The 17,645-nt window shown below is 72.0% G+C and carries 17 protein-coding genes; 5 read left to right on the top strand and 12 right to left on the bottom strand.

Going from position 1 to position 17,645, the window contains the following annotated elements:
* The first annotated feature begins 143 nt into the window (after nt 1–143).
* Nucleotides 144–929 carry a peptidylprolyl isomerase gene (locus tag ABEB17_RS10710; RefSeq protein ID WP_345716683.1) on the top strand — a complete coding sequence of 262 codons (786 nt, stop codon included), beginning with the start codon at nt 144–146 and terminating at the stop codon, nt 927–929.
* A complete protein-coding gene (locus ABEB17_RS10705) occupies nt 926–2,419 on the top strand; it encodes a DUF349 domain-containing protein (RefSeq protein WP_345716682.1) in 1,494 nt (497 codons plus the stop codon). The genes ABEB17_RS10710 and ABEB17_RS10705 overlap by 4 nt, the downstream gene beginning before the upstream one ends.
* On the opposite strand, the gene ABEB17_RS10700 is transcribed toward ABEB17_RS10705, so the two are convergent.
* The 9 genes from ABEB17_RS10700 to ruvC all read right to left on the bottom strand — a co-directional run bounded on the left by ABEB17_RS10700 (nt 2,399) and on the right by ruvC (nt 12,872).
* Nucleotides 2,399–3,964 (bottom strand): GGDEF domain-containing protein, encoded by a 1,566-nt coding sequence (locus tag ABEB17_RS10700; protein ID WP_345716681.1) that lies wholly within the window; start codon nt 3,962–3,964, stop codon nt 2,399–2,401. The genes ABEB17_RS10705 and ABEB17_RS10700 overlap by 21 nt on opposite strands.
* A gap of 101 nt (nt 3,965–4,065) precedes the next feature.
* On the bottom strand, nt 4,066–6,351 hold the full coding sequence (locus tag ABEB17_RS10695) for a RelA/SpoT family protein (protein ID WP_345717328.1): 2,286 nt from the start codon (nt 6,349–6,351) through the stop codon (nt 4,066–4,068).
* Between the two features lie 255 nt (nt 6,352–6,606).
* Nucleotides 6,607–7,152: an adenine phosphoribosyltransferase gene (locus ABEB17_RS10690; RefSeq protein WP_345716680.1), complete on the bottom strand. Its 546-nt coding sequence runs from the start codon at nt 7,150–7,152 to the stop codon at nt 6,607–6,609.
* Nucleotides 7,149–8,318: a protein translocase subunit SecF gene (gene secF / locus ABEB17_RS10685; protein WP_345716679.1), complete on the bottom strand. Its 1,170-nt coding sequence runs from the start codon at nt 8,316–8,318 to the stop codon at nt 7,149–7,151. Before secF ends, ABEB17_RS10690 begins: the two co-directional genes overlap by 4 nt.
* The gene (secD, locus tag ABEB17_RS10680; protein WP_345716678.1) at nt 8,318–10,108 is read right to left on the bottom strand and encodes a protein translocase subunit SecD; all 1,791 of its coding nucleotides are present in this window, start codon (nt 10,106–10,108) and stop codon (nt 8,318–8,320) included. The genes secF and secD overlap by 1 nt, the downstream gene beginning before the upstream one ends.
* Nucleotides 10,109–10,117: 9 nt before the next feature.
* Entirely contained in the window at nt 10,118–10,444 is a 327-nt protein-coding gene (yajC, locus tag ABEB17_RS10675) for a preprotein translocase subunit YajC (protein WP_345716677.1), read from the bottom strand.
* Between the two features lie 165 nt (nt 10,445–10,609).
* Complete coding sequence (ruvB, locus tag ABEB17_RS10670) at nt 10,610–11,749, bottom strand: Holliday junction branch migration DNA helicase RuvB (RefSeq protein ID WP_345716676.1); 1,140 nt, start codon at nt 11,747–11,749, stop codon at nt 10,610–10,612.
* Nucleotides 11,746–12,351 carry a Holliday junction branch migration protein RuvA gene (ruvA, locus tag ABEB17_RS10665; protein ID WP_345716675.1) on the bottom strand — a complete coding sequence of 202 codons (606 nt, stop codon included), beginning with the start codon at nt 12,349–12,351 and terminating at the stop codon, nt 11,746–11,748. Before ruvA ends, ruvB begins: the two co-directional genes overlap by 4 nt.
* On the bottom strand, nt 12,348–12,872 hold the full coding sequence (gene ruvC, locus ABEB17_RS10660; protein WP_345717327.1) for a crossover junction endodeoxyribonuclease RuvC: 525 nt from the start codon (nt 12,870–12,872) through the stop codon (nt 12,348–12,350). The genes ruvA and ruvC overlap by 4 nt, the downstream gene beginning before the upstream one ends.
* A 131-nt stretch (nt 12,873–13,003) precedes the next feature.
* Here ruvC and ABEB17_RS10655 point away from each other — a divergent pair, with 131 nt between their 5' ends.
* Nucleotides 13,004–13,168: a hypothetical protein gene (locus ABEB17_RS10655; protein WP_345716674.1), complete on the top strand. Its 165-nt coding sequence runs from the start codon at nt 13,004–13,006 to the stop codon at nt 13,166–13,168.
* Nucleotides 13,169–13,219: 51 nt separating this feature from the next.
* On the opposite strand, the gene ABEB17_RS10650 is transcribed toward ABEB17_RS10655, so the two are convergent.
* Nucleotides 13,220–13,984: a YebC/PmpR family DNA-binding transcriptional regulator gene (locus ABEB17_RS10650; RefSeq protein ID WP_345716673.1), complete on the bottom strand. Its 765-nt coding sequence runs from the start codon at nt 13,982–13,984 to the stop codon at nt 13,220–13,222.
* Nucleotides 13,981–14,589, bottom strand: coding sequence for a pyridoxal 5'-phosphate synthase glutaminase subunit PdxT (pdxT, locus tag ABEB17_RS10645; protein WP_345716672.1), 609 nt, complete (start codon nt 14,587–14,589; stop codon nt 13,981–13,983). The genes ABEB17_RS10650 and pdxT overlap by 4 nt, the downstream gene beginning before the upstream one ends.
* A 38-nt stretch (nt 14,590–14,627) precedes the next feature.
* On the opposite strand from pdxT, the gene ABEB17_RS10640 reads away from it, so the two are divergent.
* Both ABEB17_RS10640 and kynU read left to right on the top strand, forming a co-directional pair.
* A complete protein-coding gene (locus ABEB17_RS10640; RefSeq protein ID WP_345716671.1) occupies nt 14,628–15,191 on the top strand; it encodes a GNAT family N-acetyltransferase in 564 nt (187 codons plus the stop codon).
* A gap of 22 nt (nt 15,192–15,213) precedes the next feature.
* Entirely contained in the window at nt 15,214–16,473 is a 1,260-nt protein-coding gene (gene kynU / locus ABEB17_RS10635; RefSeq protein ID WP_345716670.1) for a kynureninase, read from the top strand.
* A gap of 119 nt (nt 16,474–16,592) precedes the next feature.
* Here kynU and pdxS read toward each other — a convergent pair whose 3' ends face one another.
* Complete coding sequence (gene pdxS, locus ABEB17_RS10630; protein ID WP_378226966.1) at nt 16,593–17,537, bottom strand: pyridoxal 5'-phosphate synthase lyase subunit PdxS; 945 nt, start codon at nt 17,535–17,537, stop codon at nt 16,593–16,595.
* Nucleotides 17,538–17,645: the final 108 nt, after the last annotated feature.

Here is a 17,645-nt window from a genome sequence, read left to right as displayed (position 1 = left end):
CCCAGAGCCTAACCGAGCGGTCCGGGCACTGCTCGTGACCGGTTCGTGACCGCCACCCAGTCCGTCCATCCCGCGGCATCCCTAGACTGACCGCCTCAGGGAGCCTGGGGACGACCCCGCACGGACAGAGCAGGAGGGCCGGCGTGCCGATCGAGCGCGACCGCGAACGAGCCAAGCGACGCTACGCCAAGCGCCAGAAGAACCTGGCCGAGCGCGCAGCCCGCAAGCGGCGCAACCAGCAGGTCATCGGAGCCGTGCTCGCGGTGGTGCTGGTCGCCGGCGGCGTCGTCCTACTCACCCAGCTGCTGCCCGACGACAGCTCCAGCTCGGCTGCGGGGGCGACGTCCTCGCCGACCGCGAACGCCAGCGGCTCGACCGCACCGACCAAGACGCCGAAGTCGTACCCCAGCGCGCCGGCCAAGTCGCTGGCCGAGAACGCGACCTGGAACGCGACCGTCAAGACCAGCGCCGGTGACATCACCATGGAGCTGTACGGCGACAAGGCCCCCCAGACGGTCGCCTCGTTCATCTTCCTGAGCAAGGACGGCTTCTACGACGACACGAGCTGTCACCGGCTCACGACGTCCGGCATCTACGTGCTGCAGTGTGGCGACCCCACCGGCACGGGCAGCGGCGGTCCCGGCTACCAGTACGGGATCGAGAACGCACCGAAGGACGGCAAGTACCCGGCCGGGACGCTGGCCATGGCCCGCGGTGACGACCCCAACACCAACGGCAGCCAGTTCTTCATGGTCTACAAGGACACGGACCTGCCCACGACGACGGGCGGCTACAGCATCTTCGGCAAGGTGACCAACGGCCTGGACGTGCTGCAGACCGTCGCGGCGGCCGGCACGGCCGACGGCAGCGCGGACGGCGCCCCGAAGACGCCCGTGACCATCGAGAGCATCACGGTGGAGAAGAAGTGACCGACGACCAGACACCGGCGCCCGCGCCGGCACCCCAGCCCGAGCCCGAGCAGGCCGCCCCCGAGCAGGCCACCCCCGAGCAGGCAGCACCGCCGCGGCCGAGCGCACCGAGGCCGCAGGCACCGCGCCCGCACGCACCGCGCCCCACGGCACCGACACCGGCCGCACCGACCAGCGACCCGTCGAAGTTCGGCCGCGTCGCGGACGACGGCACGGTCTTCGTGACGACCTCGGACGGCGAGCGGGAGGTCGGGTCGTACCCCGGCGCCAGCCCGGACGAGGCGCTCGCGTACTTCGGCCGCAAGTACGACGAGATCGTGGCCCAGGTCGACCTGTTCGAGCAGCGCCTCGGCACGGCGGACGTGCCGGCGTCCGAGATCGAGTCGGGCGTGGCCAAGCTACGCGCGGCGGCGGCGGACGCGCACGCCGTCGGCGACCTGGCGGCCCTGCACGCGCGGATCGAGGCCCTCGCCCCTGCGCTGGCGGCCCGCCGCGAGCACGACGAGCACGCCCGCAGCGCCGCCCGCGAGGAGGCGAAGGCCCGGCGGACCGCGCTGGTCGAGGAGGCCGAGGCCATCGCCGCGGTCCCCGCCGAGCGGACCCAGTGGCGTGCGGACGGCCTGCGGATGAAGCAGCTGTTCGAGCAGTGGCGCACCGAGCAGAAGGCGGCCGGGCGCGGGGGTGGCCACAGCACGGGTCAGGGCGCGGGTCAGGGGGGCGGCGAGCCTCCCCCCGCTCGACTGGACCGCCGTTCCGAGGACGAGCTGTGGAAGCGGTTCAGCCACGCCCGCACGGCCTTCGACCGCAAGCGTCGCCAGCACTTCGCCCACCTCGACGAGCAGCACGAGGAGGCACGCGAGGCCAAGGAGCGACTGGTCAAGGAGGCCGAGGCGCTGCAGACCTCGACGGACTGGGGTCCCTCCGCCGCCGCGTTCAAGCGGTTGATGGACCGCTGGCGGGCGGCGGGTCGCGCGGCCCGCAAGGACGACGACGAGCTGTGGACCCGGTTCAGCGCCGCGCAGGACGCGTTCTTCGCGGCGCGGCACGCGGTGCAGGCCGAGCAGGACGCGGAGTTCGGCGCGAACCTGGCGACCAAGGAGTCCCTGCTGGACGAGGCCGAGAAGCTGGTACCGGTCAGCAACCTCACCGAGGCGCGCTCGCGGCTGCGGGACATCCAGGACCGGTGGGAGGCAGCGGGTCACGTGCCGCGGGGCGACATGGACCGCATCGAGCGGCGGATGCGCGCGGTCGAGCAGGCCGTGCGCTCGGCCGAGGACGACCGGTGGAAGAACACCAACCCCGAGGCCCGGGCCCGCGCGCAGAGCGCCGTCGACCAGCTCGAGGTCGTGATCAGCGACCTGCACGAGCAGATCGCCAAGGCGCAGACGGCGGGCAAGGCGGCCAAGGTGGCCGAGCTGCAGGCCTCGCTGGAGGCCCGTGAGCAGTGGCTCGAGCAGGCGCGCGGTGCGCTAGCCGACTTCGGCGCCTGATTTCGCGGTGGCCGGGACGCCGACGACCCGGTTGCGCCCGGATCGCTTGGCCTCGTAGAGCCGCTCGTCCGCGCGGGCCAGCAGGGTGAGCCGGTCGTGCGCGTCGTCCACGGTCGTGGCGCACCCGATGCTGACCGTCACGTGCAGGCCGGGCGCGACCGCCGCCCAGTCGGCCTGCTCGACGCTCAGCCGGGCGCGCTCCAGGACGGTCGCCGCGACGTCGGCGGCCTGGCCGGGCAGGACGAGCAGGAACTCCTCGCCACCCATCCGGGCGGCGAACCCGTCGTGCACGCCGTAGACGCCCCGCTCCAGGATGCCGGCCAGGCGGCGCAGGACCTCGTCGCCGACCTCGTGCGAGTACGTGTCGTTGACGGACTTGAAGTGGTCCAGGTCGACGAAGGCCACCGCGACGGGCTGGTCGGACACCACGCCGAGGTCCAGCAGCGGCGTGAGGTGCTCGTCCACGTAGCGGCGGTTGTAGAGCTGGGTGAGCGCGTCCCGGTAGGACATCTCGCGGAAGCGAGCGCTCTCGCGCCGGGCCTCCTCGGTCTCGAAGATCGCCTGCATCATCCGGGCGCGGGCCTCGCGCTCGACCTGCTGCTGGGTCAGCGACTGCTCGTGGAAGTCCTTGTACTGCGTGAAGGCGGCCTCGAACTGGCCCATCGCAGCGGACAGCTCGGCGCGCTCGCGCAACGCCTGCACGTGTACCGAGCCGACGCCGTGGTCGAGGCAGTACTGCCGGCAGGCGTCCAGGTCGGCGCGGGCGCCGTCCAGGTCGCCGCGCTTGCGCAGCACGATGGACCGGGTGAGCTGGACGGTCGCGATGTCCTCGGGGGGTGCCGACGCCGTGAGGTCCACGCTCTCGAAGAGCACGGCGGCGTCAGCGTCTCGGCCGAGCGCGAGGTAGATGCTGGCGATGCTGTCGACCGCGTGCAGGGTGAGCTCGAGCCCGTTGGCGGCGTTGACGTCGCGGATCTCCTGGGCGATGGCGGCCGCCTCGTCGAACCGGCCTGCCTCGTACAGCGTGTACGCGAGGTTGTTGAGCGCCATGAGCCGCTGACCCAGGGTGGTGCCGCCCTGCAGCAGCACCAGTGCCTCCTGGTAGCGCTGCACCGCGCCGTCCACGGACCCGTTCACCGACAGCGCGTCGGCGAGGCCGACCAGGTGGTCGGCCCGGATCTCCGGCCAGACGTCGTCGCTGAGCAGCTCGACCGAGGCCACGGCGTGCTCCAGGCTGACGGAGGTCTCCCCCGCGACCCGCAGCAGCGTCCCGAGGATGCGCTCGGTCCGAGCCTGCAGGTAGGGCTCCCGGTGCTCGACCGCCCACTCGCGGATGTCGCGGATGGCAGCGGCGCCATCGCCCACCCGACCCGTCCGGCTGTCGGCCAGCGCAGTGATCAGGCGCATCCGGCGGACCAGCACCGGGTCGGCGTCGGGCCCGGCCTGGGCGAGCCAGGCAGCCGCGTCGACGGCAGCCGGCGCTTCCGCCTTGCCGAGGCGTGTCTCCAGCTCGCGGATCCACGCAGGCTCGTCCGACCGTGGCACGCGCTGCTCCCTGTTCGTCGAGGACGTTCCTCACTCTGCAGAGTCGGCAGGTGCCGTGCCTACTTGACGTTTTCCGGTAGCGCTTGCTGCACACAGGGTAATTAGGCGTCACTTTGTGTAGGCGTGGGACGTCCTCCGGTGAGCCGGTAGGCGTCGAAGACGCCATCGACGCGACGGACCGCGTTGAGCACGTGCCCCAGGTGACCGGGGTCGCCCATCTCGAACGAGAACCGTGAGACGGCGACCCGGTCCCGGGACGTCTGAACGGTGGCGGACAGGATGTTCACGTGCGCGTCCGACAGCACCCGCGTGACGTCCGACAGCAGCCGGGACCGGTCCAGCGCCTCGACCTGGATCTGGACGAGGAACACGGTCGCGGACGACGGCGCCCACTCCACCTCGACGATGCGGTCCGGCTCGGCGAGCAACCCCGCGACGTTCGTGCAGTCATCGCGGTGGACGGACACCCCGCTGCCCCGGGTGACGAAGCCCATGATCGGGTCGCCCGGCACCGGCGTACAGCATCGAGCCAGCTTGACCCACAGGTCGTCCACGCCCTTGACCACCACGCCCGGGTCGCCCGTGCGAGGACGGCGCGAGACCCGGCTCGGCAGCGTGGCCTCCGCCAGGTCCTCGCTCGCCCCCTCCTCGCCGCCGAGGGACTGGACGAGCTTGGCCACCACGCTCTGCGCAGACACGTGGCTCTCGCCGATCGCCGCGTACAGGGCGTCGATGTCGGCGTACCGGAGCTCGGTCGCGATCGCCAGCAGGGACTCGTGCGACATCAGCCGCTGCAGGGGCAGGTGCTGCTTGCGCATCACCTTGGCGATCTCGTCCTTCCCGCGGTCGATGGCCTCCTCGCGGCGCTCCTTGCTGAACCACTGGCGGATCTTGTTGCGCGCCCGCGGACTCTTCACGAAGGCCAGCCAGTCCCGGCTGGGGCCAGCGGTGGCGGCCTTGGACGTCAGCACCTCGACGACGTCGCCGTTCTCCAGCGTCGACTCCAACGGCACCAGGCGACCGTTCACCCGACCACCGATGGTGCGGTGCCCGACCTCGGTGTGCACCGCGTACGCGAAGTCCACCGGCGTCGCGCCGGCCGGCAGCGCCACCACGTCACCCTTGGGCGTGAACACGTAGACCTCGCGGGCGTTGATCTCGAACCGCAGCGAGTCGAGGAACTCGCCGGGGTCGGAGGTCTCCCGCTGCCAGTCGAGCAGCTGGCGCAGCCAGGCCATGTCCGTCGCGCCCGCCTCCACCTCGGCCGGTGCGCTCGCCGACGGCTGCTCCTTGTACTTCCAGTGCGCGGCAACGCCGAACTCGGCCCGGCGGTGCATGGTGAAGGTGCGGATCTGGATCTCGACCGGCTTGCCGCTCGGCCCGATGACCGTCGTGTGCAACGACTGGTACATGTTGAACTTGGGCATGGCGATGTAGTCCTTGAACCGCCCTGGCACCGGGTTCCACCGCGCGTGCAGCGCACCCAGCGCCGCGTAGCAGTCGCGCACGGACTCCACCAGCACCCGCACGCCGACCAGGTCGTAGATGTCCTCGAAGTCGCGGCCGCGGACGATCATCTTCTGGTAGATCGAGTAGTAGTGCTTCGGCCGACCCGTCACCGTGGCCTTCAGCTTGGCGCCCCGCAGGTCTGCCGTGACCTGCTCGCGGACCTTCGCCAGGTACTCCTCGCGGGCCGGTGCTCGCTCGCTGACCAGCCGCACGATCTCGTCGTAGACCTTGGGGTAGAGCGTCGCGAACGAGAGGTCCTCGAGCTCCCACTTGATGGTGTTCATGCCGAGCCGGTGGGCCAGTGGCGCGTAGATCTCGAGGGTCTCGCGCGCCTTGCGCTGGGCGGACTCCACCGACACGTAGCGCCACGTCCGGGCGTTGTGCAGCCGGTCCGCCAGCTTGATCACCAGCACCCGGATGTCCCGGGCCATCGCCACGACCATCTTGCGGACGGTCTCGGCCTGCGCGGCCTCGCCGTAGGTGACCTTGTCGAGCTTGGTCACCCCGTCGACCAGCATCGCGACCTCGTCGCCGAAGTCCTTGCGCAGCGTGTCCAGGGTGTAGTCGGTGTCCTCCACCGTGTCGTGCAGCAGCGCCGCCGCGAGGGTGGCCTCGGTCATGCCCAGCTCGGCGAGGATCGTGGCGACCGCCAGCGGGTGGGTGATGTACGGGTCGCCGCTGTTGCGCTGCTGGCCGCGGTGGGCCAGCTCGGCCACCTCGTACGCGCGCTCGATGACGCTGACGTCGGCCTTCGGGTGGGTGGCCCGCACGGCGCGCAGGAGCGGCTCCAGCACCGGGCTGCTGGCCGAGCGCTGCCCGCCCAGCCGGTGCAGGCGGGCCCGCACCCGGCTGGACGTCGGGATCGAACCCGTGTGCACCGACGCGTCGTCCGCGGACTGGTCAGACCCGGCGCCGGCCTCGACGACGTCAGGCACCGCGGCGGGGACGTCGTCCTCGCCGCTGCCTGCGCTCGTGGCCGTGCGCGTGGGATCTGACACGTGTGCTCCGTCCGCCGTCCTACCACCGTCGAACCAGTCTACGGACCCGGGGGCATCAGCCCACGAGACCGTCCCAGCCCTGTGGACAACCAGGCAAACGGCCCAACGTGTGCGGGCGATTCCCGCGCGAACGGGTCAGACGGTCAGCAGGGCGTGCACCGGCCGACCGGGCAGCTTGTCGCGGCCGCTCAGGAAGGCCAGCTCGAGCAGGACGGCGAGCTCGACCACCTCGGCGCCGGCTCGCTCGACCAGCTCGCAGGTGGCCTCGGCCGTTCCCCCGGTAGCCAGGACGTCGTCCAGCACCAGCACCCGGCGTCCCGCCCCGAAGGCGTCCTGCTGGACCTCGATCTCCGCCGTGCCGTACTCGAGCGCGTACTCGGCGGCCCACACGGGGCCAGGCAGCTTCCCGGCCTTGCGGACCGGCACGAAGCCGACTCCGAGCGTCACGGCGACCGGCGCGGCCAGCATGAACCCGCGGGCCTCGATCCCGACGACGGCGTCGACCGTGCCGCGGTAGCGGTCGGCCAGATCGCCCACGACCGCACCGAAGGCCGGCCCGTCGGCCAGGAGCGGGGCGATGTCCTTGAACATCACCCCGGCCGACGGGAAGTCCGGGACGTCCCGGACGAAGCGGGCGAGCAGGTCAGCCGCTGTGGGCGCGGCGTCGGAGGCAGGGCTCACTTGCGGCGGGGCTTGCGCTTGGGCTGGTTGCGCGGACCCGTCTGACGCGGCCGGGACCCGGGCCCGTCCTGCGGCGCCGGCGGTGCCGCGTCGTCCGAGTCCGCCTCGTCCTGCACGTCGCGCTCGAGCACCGCGGTGGCGGTGCCCGCTGCGGCGGCGCGGCTGGCGCGGCCGCCGGCCGTCGGGGCCACGGCACCGGTGCGCCGGGACAGCACGCGCTTCTTCAGCGCCTTCATCTCGGGCTCGCGCTCACGCAGGTCCGCGAGCAACGGGGTCGCGATGAAGATGGACGAGTACGTACCGGTGGCGATACCGACGAACAGCGCCAGCGACAGGTCCTTCAGCGTGCCCGCACCGAGCCAGAAGGCCCCGATGAACAGGATCGACCCGACCGGCAGCAGCGCCACCACGGAGGTGTTGATGGACCGCACCAGCGTCTGGTTGACGGCGAGGTTCGCGGCCTCGGAGTAGGTGCGCTTCGTCTGCGTCGTGATGTGGTCGGTGTTCTCGCGCACCTTGTCGAACACCACGACGGTGTCGTACAGGGAGTACCCGAGGATCGTCAGGAACCCGATGACGGACGCAGGGGTCACCTCGAACCCGACCAAGGCGTAGATGCCGACCGTGATGAACAGGTCGTGCACGAGAGCGATGATCGCGGACAGCGCCATCTTCCAGGTGCGGAAGTAGACCGAGATGAACAGCGCCACCAGGATCAGGAAGACGACCAGACCCTGGATCGCCTTCTTGGACACGGTCTGACCCCACGACGGACCCACGGTGGAGACCGTGACGTTGTCCTCCGGCACGCCGTACGCCTTGGCGAGCGCGGCGGTGACCTTGTCGATCTGGGCGTCGGTGAGCTCGTCGGTCTGCACGCGGATCGAGGAGCTGCCGACGGTGGTCACGTTGGCCTCGGCGCCCGGGGCTCCCTCGGTGACGGCGTCCGCACCGGGGATGGTGTTCGTCGTCTGCACCGACACGACGCGGAACTCCGTGCCGCCGGTGAACTCCAGCCCCAGAACGAGACCGCGGGTCAGCAGCGCGACCAGGGACAGCAGCAGGATCACGGCCGAGATCGCGTACCAGATCTTCTGGCGGCGCACGACCTCGATCGAGCGCTCGCCCGTGTAGAGCTGGTTGCCGAATGCGGCGAAGCTGAACATCAGGCGTCCTGGGGGGTCGTGGCGGCGGCGGCGCGACGCGAGGCGATGGTGCCGAGGTTGGCCTTCACACCGATCGCCGTCCCGGCACCGAGGCGCTCGGGGTCGAGACCGGACCAGCGATGACCCTGACCGAAGAACTTCGTCCGGGCCAGGATGGTCAGCAGCGGGTGGGTGAAGAGCACGACGACGACGACGTCGATGATCGTGGCCAGGCCGAGCGTGTACGCGAACCCGCGCACGCCACCGGCGGCCAGGATGTACAGCACGACCGCAGCGAGGAAGTTGATCGAGTCCGCCGCCAGGATCGTGCGTCGGGCCCGCTTCCACCCGGTGTCCACGGCCGAGCGCAGGCTACGTCCGTCACGCACCTCGTCCCGGACCCGTTCGAAGTAGACGATGAACGAGTCGGCGGTGACACCGATCGACACGATCAGACCGGTGATCCCGGCCAGGGTCAGCCGCAGGCCCGACGAGTTGCCGAGCACGACGACGACCTCGTAGGTGATCACCCCCGCGACCAGCAGCGACGCCACCGTCACGAAGCCGAGGGCGCGGTACTGCAGCAGCGAGTAGAGCACCACGAGCAGCAGGCCGATCAGACCGGCGATCAGACCGCGCTGGAGCTGCTCCTTGCCGAGCAGCGGGCTGATCTCCTCTTCCGTCTGCTTGGTGAACGAGAGCGGGAGAGCGCCGTACTTCAGCTGGTTCGCCAGCTCCAGCGAGCTCTTCTGGGTGAAGTTGCCCGTGATCGAGGCGGTGCCACCGGTGATCGGCTCGTTGGTCTGCGGAGCCGAGATGACTCGCCCGTCGAGCACGATGGCGAACTGGTTCTGCGGCGGCGTCAGGGTGTAGAGCCGCGTCGTCGTCTCGGAGAACTTGTCCGTGCCCTCGCCGTTGAAGGCGAGCTGGATCTCCCAGGTGGTGGAGGTGCCACCGTTCTGCAGCTGCTGCAGACCCGCAGTCGCACTCTTGATGTCGCTGCCGTCCACCTCGACGGGGCCGAGGATGTACTTGGTCGACAGATCCGCGGAGCAGGTCACCAGCGGTGCGTTCGGATCGGCTTGGCTGTCCGGCAGCTTCGTCGCGTCCGAGCACGTCTCGGCCTCGAACTGGGCCTGGATCTGCGGAGTGATCTGGTTCAGGTCGCTCGGGCTGGTCGGCTTCGGCGCCGGGGTGACTGCACCGGAGGCGGTCGGCGACGCGGATGCCGTGGGCGTCGCGGACGGGGTCGCGGTCGTCCCGCTCTTCAGCAGGGACTGCGGCAGTGCCGCCTTCTCGCTGCTCGTGGTGGGGCTGGCCGTGGCCGTCGCGGTCGCCTTGGGCGTCGCCGTACCCGTCGCGGTGCCACTCGGGGTGGACGTCGCGGTGGACGTGGCGGTCGGCGTGGGCTGCGCGGCCGCCTCGGCGAGCACCGGCCGGAACTGCAGCTGCGAGGACTGGGTGATCAGGCGGCGCTGGGCGTCGGTCACCTTGCCGGGCACCGCGACCACGATGTTGCGGCCGCCCTCGGTGGTGATCTCGGCCTCGCCGACACCCGAGCCGTCGATGCGGGCCCGGATGATGTCCACCGACTGCCGCAGCGTCGCGTCGTCCACCTTGCCGCCGCCCTTGATGACCGGCTGCAGCACGATCTGGGTGCCGCCCTCGAGGTCGAGGCCGAGCTGCGGGGTCCACTGGCCGTCGGCCCACTTCACCTGCGCGGCGATGACGCCGCCCAGGACCAGGATGAGCCCGAGGAGGGCGAGGAGGGGACGGCTCGGTCGACCGTGCCGCTTGTTGGGTCCAGCCACGTCAGGCGCTCACTTCTCGTCGTTCTGGGCGTCGGGCGCCGGGTCTGCGGGGGGGGTGGGCGCGTCGCCCGGCACCACGCTGTCTTCGGGAACGACGCTGGCGATCGCGCGGCGGTCCCACCGCACGGTCTGGCCCGGACCGGTCTCGAGCACGACGACGCGCTCGTCGAGGCTGACGATGCGGCCGTACAGCCCGGACGTCGTGACGACCTCCTGGCCGGCCGCGAGCTGGTCCTGCAGCGACGTGAACGTCCGCTGCCGACGGCGCTGGGACTGGAACAGGAACAGCAGCAGGATCACCGGCAAGGCGAAGATCAGCAGGTCCGAAGCTTTCACGCGCCCATGGTCCTTCCGCGACGCTCTGCGTCGGTCAATGTCGGGTACGTCCAGTTCGTCCCGTGTGGACGGCTGGGCCAACAGGCGAGTCTATGTGAGCGTCGCCGGGCGACCAAACCAACGCGGACACGGAATCGCAACGATGGTCCTGGTCCGCCGGCTGGGTCAGCGGAAGCGCTCGCCGCCTGAGGGACCAACGTCGGCGTCGGTGCCGAAGGTTCCATCGGGTGCGTCCTCGAGCAGGTTGAGCTGCGCGGCCGCGCCCGGCGTGGGCCTCGGCGGCGTCAGGCCGAGGTGCGCCCAGGCCTGGGGGGTGGCGGCCCGCCCGCGCGGCGTGCGCAGCAGCAGACCCTCACGGACCAGGAACGGCTCGACCACGGTCTCGACCGTCTCGGTCTCCTCGCCGACCGACACGGCCAGGGTCGCGAGGCCGACCGGTCCCCCGCCGAACCGGGTGCACAGCGCCTGCAGGACCGCGCGGTCGAGGCGGTCCAGCCCGGCCTCGTCGACGTCGTAGAGCTCCAGCGCGGCGCGGGCCGCGGCCAGGTCGATGCGGCCACCGCCATGCACCTGGGCCCAGTCCCGCACCCGGCGCAGCAGCCGGTTCGCGATGCGCGGCGTGCCGCGCGAGCGCCCGGCGATCTCGGTCGAGGCGTCCTGGTCCAGCTCGATGCCGAGCAGTCGGGCGGACCGGTGCAGCAGCTCGTCCAGCTCGACCGGGCTGTAGAAGTCGAGGTGGGCCGTGAAGCCGAACCGGTCACGCAGCGGCGCCGGCAGCAGGCCGGAGCGCGTGGTGGCGCCCACCAGGGTGAAGCGCGGCAGCTCCAGCGGGATCGCGGTCGCCCCCGGCCCCTTGCCGACCACCACGTCGACCCGGAAGTCCTCCATGGCGAGGTAGAGCATCTCCTCCGCGGGGCGCGACATCCGGTGGATCTCGTCCAGGAAGAGCACCTCGCCCTCGGCCAGCGACGACAGGATCGCGGCCAGGTCCCCCGCGTGCTGGATCGCCGGACCGCTGGTCACCCGGACAGGCGCCGACATCTCGGCGCCGATGATCAGCGCGAGCGTCGTCTTGCCGAGCCCGGGCGGCCCGGACAGCAGCACGTGGTCCGGCGCGGTCCCGCGCCGGCGGGCAGCCTGCAGCACCAGGTCGAGCTGGTCGCGCACCCGCGTCTGGCCGACCAGCTCGGCCAGGCTCGTCGGGCGCAGCGCGGACTCGGCCGCCCGCTCCTCGGCGTCCGCGTCCTGCGTCACGACGCGGGGCGGCAGGTCGAAGTCGTCGGGGACGTCGCGCGCCGGGCTCATGCGCGGCCCAGCCGCTGCAGGGCGGCCCGCAGCACCGCCGGGACGTCGACGGGCTCACCGGCTGCCGGCGCCACCTTCGCGATGGCGTCGTCGGCGGCCTTGGCCGCCCAGCCCAGCCCGACGAGCGCGTCGCGGACCTGACCACGCCAGGCCTCGTCGTCCGGCTCGGGCTCATTCAGCGGTGCGGCTCCGGGGCCGCCGGGCAGGCCGAGCTTGCCCTTGAGCTCGAGCACCATCCGCTGGGCGCTCTTCAGGCCCACCCCAGGGACCTTGCGCAGCGCCGCCAGGTCGTCAGTGGCCACCGCCCGCCGCAGCGCCTCGGGGTCGTGCACCGCGAGCAGGGACAGCGCCAGGCGCGGGCCGATGCCGGTCACCGACTGCAGCGCCTCGAACGTGGCCCGCTCGTCGTCGTCCGCGAAGCCGAAGAGGGTCAGCGAGTCCTCGCGGACCACCAGCGACGTGGCCAGCAGCGTCGGCTGGCCCTCGCGCAGGCCGGCCAGGGTGCGCGGGCTGGCCTGCACCAGCAGGCCGACGCCGCCGACGGAGACCACCGCAGCGTCCAGGCTGACCTGCTGGACGACGCCGCTGACCGAGGCGATCACCGGGCACCGCCGTGCGCCTTGGCCAGGGCGGCCTCGATCCGCGCGCTCGCGCCCCCGCGCCACACGTGACAGATCGCGAGGGCCAGCGCATCGCTGGCATCGGCCGGCTTGGGGGCGGCGTCGAGCCGCAGCAGCCGGGTCACCATCGCGGCCACCTGGGCCTTGTCCGCGCGGCCGTTGCCACTCACTGCGGCCTTCACCTCGCTGGGGGTGTGCAGCGCGACCGGCAGACCACGACGGGCCGCGACCACCATCGCGACCGCGGAGGCCTGCGCCGTGCCCATCACCGTGCGGACGTTGTGCTGGCTGAAGACGCGCTCGACGGCTACCGCGTCGGGGTCCGTCGCGTCCAGCCACTCCTCGAGCGCCCGCTCGAGCTGGACCAGCCGCAGCGCCACCGGTAGGTCTGCGGGGGTGCGGACGACCCCGACGGCCACCAGGTCCAGTGGCCGGCCCGGCGCTCCGGAGACCACGCCCACACCACAGCGGGTCAGCCCGGGGTCGACGCCCAGCACGCGCACGCAGTCCTCCAGTCGTCCGAACACCTGTTCGGGCGCCAACGCTACACACGCGCGGGCCCGCGGGCGGGTCGGCGCGCCGGAGCACGCGCAGGGTCTCGACAGATTGGCCGACGGCCCGCACACTGACGCTCATGGCCCCGATTTCGCAGGCGCAGGAGCTGGTCCGGGACTACTCCCGACTGCCCGCCGCGCCGGCGCCCTCGACGTGGACGACGTCCGTGCCCGCGAGTGCGCCGCACGAGGACCCGCCGCCGCCCTACCTGCCGCCCGAGGTCATGTACGGGCTGGGCAGCTGATCTGGTCCGTCCGCGAACGGCCCCGGCGCGACCAGCACCGGCGCTGCCGGCTCAGGCGTCGACCAGCTCCATCGTTTCGTCGCTGACGTCGAAGTTGGCGTAGACGTTCTGCACGTCGTCGCTGTCCTCCAGCGCGTCGATCAGCTTGAAGACCTTCTTGGCGCCGTCGACGTCGAGCTCGATCTGGGTGCTCGGCACGAACTGCGCCTCGGCCGACTCGTAGTCGATCCCGGCGTCCTGCAAGGCGGTGCGGACGGCGACCAGGTCGGTCGGCTCGCTCACGACCTCCCAGGTCTCGCCGTTGTCGTTGACCTCCTCGGCGCCGGCGTCCAGCACCGCGTCCAGGATGGCGTCCTCGCTGAGCGCGCGACCGTCCTGGGTCTTGTCGAGCAGGACGACGCCCTTGCGGGAGAACAGGTACGCCACGCTGCCGGGGTCGGCCAGGCTGCCGCCGCTGCGGGTCAGCGCGGTGCGGACCTCCATCGCGGCACGGTTCTTGTTGTCGGTGAGGCACTCGACCAGGAACGCCACCCCGCCGGGGCCGTAGCCCTCGTACATGATCGTCTGCCAGTCGGAGCCGCCCGCCTCGGCCCCGGAGCCGCGCTTGACCGCGCGGTCGATGTTCTCGTTCGGGACCGAGGTCTTCTTCGCCTTCTGGATGGCGTCGTACAGGGTGGGGTTGCCCGCCGGGTCGCCGCCACCGGTGCGCGCCGCGACCTCGATGTTCTTGATCAGCTTCGCGAACACCTTGCTGCGCTTGGCGTCCTTGGCCGCCTTCTGGTGCTTGGTGGTCGCCCACTTGGAGTGGCCGCTCATGAACGCTCCCTCACCATCTCGACGAACAGCTCGTGCACGCGGGCGTCGCCCGTCACCTCGGGGTGGAACGACGTCGCCAGCAGCCCGCCCTGGCGGACGGCGACGATCCTACCTTCGGCCGGACCGTCCTCGACGCGCCCGATGACCTCGACGGACTCGCCCGCCTCCTCCACCCACGGCGCGCGGATGAACACGGCACGGACCGGGCCGCCGGGCACCCCCTCCAGGTGCAGGTCCTCCTCGAACGAGGCCACCTGCCGGCCGAAGGCGTTGCGCCGGACCGTGATGTCCAGGCCACCGAACGTCTGCTGGTCGGACCGGCCGTCCAGGATGCGGTCGGCCAGCATGATCATGCCCGCGCACGAGCCGTAGGCCGGCAGCCCGGCCCGCAGGGCTGCCACCAGCGGGTCGCGCAGCTCGAAGATCCGGGACAGCTTGTCGATGGTGGTCGACTCCCCGCCGGGCAGCACGATGCCCTGCAGGCCCTCCAGCTCGGCGGGCCGGCGTACCGGTCGGGCCAGCGCACCGGTCGCCGCGAGGACGGACAGGTGCTCGCGCACGTCGCCCTGCAGGGCGAGGACGCCGATGACGGGGTCGCTGCTCACGGTCGTCAAGCCTAGGGGCGCCGCCGTACGGTGCCTGCATGGGCCCGCGATTCGACGAGATCCGCACGGACCGGCTGCTCCTGCGGCACTGGAGGGACGCCGACCGCGAGCCGTACGCCGCGCTCAACGCCGACCCCGAGGTCATGCGCCACTTCCCGAACGCGTTGGACCTGGCGGCGAGCGACGCCATGCTGGACCGGCTCGAGGCGCAGCTGGTCGCGCACGGCTGGGGACTGTGGGCGGTGGAGCGGCTGGACACCGGCGACTTCATCGGGTTCACCGGGCTCAACCCGACGCCCGACCTGCTGCCGTCGCCGTGCGTCGAGGTCGGCTGGCGGCTCGCCCACCCGCACTGGGGTCAGGGTTTCGCGCCCGAGGCGGCCCGCGCCGCGCTGGAGGTCGCGTTCGACGGGCTGGGCCTGGACGAGGTGGTCTCGTTCACCACGACCCGCAACGCGAGCTCCCGCCGGGTGATGACCAAGCTCGGCCTCACGCATCGCCCGGAGCGCGACTTCGACCACCCGCGGACGCCGGGCTGGGAGGGCCAGCGGCACGTCCTCTACGCCATCGACGCCGGGACCTGGCGACGGCAGGCCCGCTGAGCCCGGCCGCTACCGTTCGTCCATGAGCACCGACGCCGCTGCCGACCTCGCCGGGCTGACCGCTCGTGCCACCGCCCTCGACGCGGCCGACCCGGTCGCCCACGCCCGAGAGCGGTTCGCGCTGCCCGAGGGCGTCATCTACCTCGACGGGAACTCCCTCGGCGCCCTGCCGGCCAGCGTCCCGGCCGCGGTCGCGGACGTCGTCCGGCAGCAGTGGGGCACCGACCTGATCGCGTCCTGGAACACCCACGACTGGTGGGGCGCCCCCACTCGCATCGGGGACGCCGTCGGCGCCCTGGTCGGGTCCGCCGCCGGCCAGATCAGCGTGGGCGACACGACGTCGGTGAACCTCTTCAAGTGCTACGTGGCGGCGTCCCGGATGCGCCCGGGTCGGCGCGTGGTGGTGAGCGACCCGGGCGTGTTCCCCACCGACCAGTACGTGCTGGAGGGAGCGGCGGCGCTGGCCGGGCTGGAGATCGTGCACTCGCGCCCGGACGGCGTGCCCGACGTCCTGCGCGAGCGCGGCGACGAGGTCGCGCTGGTCTCGCTGTCGCACGTCGACTACCGCACCGGCGAGCTGTGGGACCTGCCGGGCATCACCGCCGCCACCCAGGCCGCCGGAGCGCTCTCCCTGTGGGACCTGTGCCACTCGGCCGGTGTCGTGCCGGTGGGCCTGGACGAGCACAGCGTCGACCTCGCCGTCGGCTGCGGCTACAAGTACCTCAACGGTGGACCGGGTGCACCCGCCTTCGTGTACGTCGCCACCCGGCACCAGGGCGACTTCGACCAGCCGCTGACGGGGTGGCACGGGCACGCGCGGCCGTTCGCGATGGAAGGGAGCTTCGCGCCGGCGGAGGGGATCGCCCGCGCGCGGGTCGGCACTCCCCCGCTGCTGTCGATGCTGGCGCTGGAGGAGGCGCTGCGCGCCTACGACGGGCTGGACATGACCCAGGTGCGCGCGAAGTCGTTGTCGCTCACCGGGTTCTTCGTCGAGTGCCTGCGCGACCTCGTGCCGGACGCGGTGCTCGCGACCCCGCTGGACGACGTCCGACGCGGCTCGCAGGTCGCGCTGCGGCACCCCCAGGCGTACGCCGTGGTGCAGGCCCTGATCGCCCGCGGAGTGATCGGCGACTTCCGCGAGCCCGACATCATCCGGCTCGGCTTCGCGCCGCTGTACCTCTCGCACGCGGACGCGCTGGCGGCGGCGCAGCACCTCGCCGAGGTCCTGGCCAACGACGAGCACCTCGAGGCGCGCTTCACCACCCGCTCCACGGTCACCTGACCACCCGCCCCACCCGGCCCGCCTGAGAACCGAGCGCACACGACGAAGCCCCGGCCGCCGACGTCAAACGAGCTTGCGAGAGTCGGCGGCCGGGGCTTCGTCGGGTGCGCGGACCCCTACTACCAGCCGCGCTCGGCGAGCCGGTGCGGCTCGGGGATCTCGTCGACGTTGATACCCACCATCGCCTCGCCGAGGCCGCGGGAGACCTTCGCGAGCACGTCGGGGTCGTCGAAGAAGGTGGTGGCCTTCACGATCGCCTCGGCGCGCTGGGCGGGGTTGCCGGACTTGAAGATGCCGGAGCCGACGAACACGCCCTCGGCGCCGAGCTGCATCATCATGGCCGCGTCGGCCGGGGTGGCGATGCCGCCGGCGGTGAACAGCACGACGGGCAGCTTGCCCTTCTCGGCGACCTCGCGGACCAGCTCGAGCGGCGCCTGGAGCTCCTTGGCGGCGACGTACAGCTCGTCCTCGGCCAGCGTGCTCAGCCGACGGATCTCGCCGCCGATCTTGCGCATGTGCGTGGTCGCGTTGGACACGTCACCCGTGCCGGCCTCGCCCTTGGACCGGATCATCGCCGCGCCCTCGGTGATCCGGCGCAGCGCCTCGCCCAGGTTGGTGGCACCGCACACGAACGGCACGGTGAACTGCCACTTGTCGATGTGGTTGGCGTAGTCGGCGGGGGTGAGCACCTCGGACTCGTCCACGTAGTCGACGCCCAGCGACTGCAGCACCTGGGCCTCGACGAAGTGGCCGATCCGGGCCTTGGCCATGACCGGGATCGAGACGGCCTCGATGATGCCGTCGATCATGTCCGGGTCGCTCATCCGGGACACGCCGCCCTGGGCGCGGATGTCGGCCGGGACGCGCTCGAGCGCCATGACGGCGACCGCGCCGGCGTCCTCGGCGATCTTCGCCTGCTCGGCGTTGACGACGTCCATGATGACGCCGCCCTTGAGCATCTCGGCCATGCCGCGCTTGACGCGGGCGGTGCCGGTGACGGGCGCAGTGGTCTCGCTGGACACGGTGTTGACCTCACAAGCTCGAAAGGACTCAGGTCCCCCCATCGTACGGGCCAGCGCGCCGCCGTCCGTACCCATCCTGTAGCCCGAGACGCGCGGGCCCTGCCACCTCGTCAGCAGCTCAGTGGACGACGCTCAGTGGGCGACGCTCAG

The organism is Angustibacter luteus, assembly GCF_039541115.1.
In the GTDB taxonomy this organism is placed as follows: Bacteria; Actinomycetota; Actinomycetes; order Actinomycetales; family Angustibacteraceae; genus Angustibacter; species Angustibacter luteus.
This window is presented reverse-complemented; position numbering and strand designations above follow the sequence as displayed.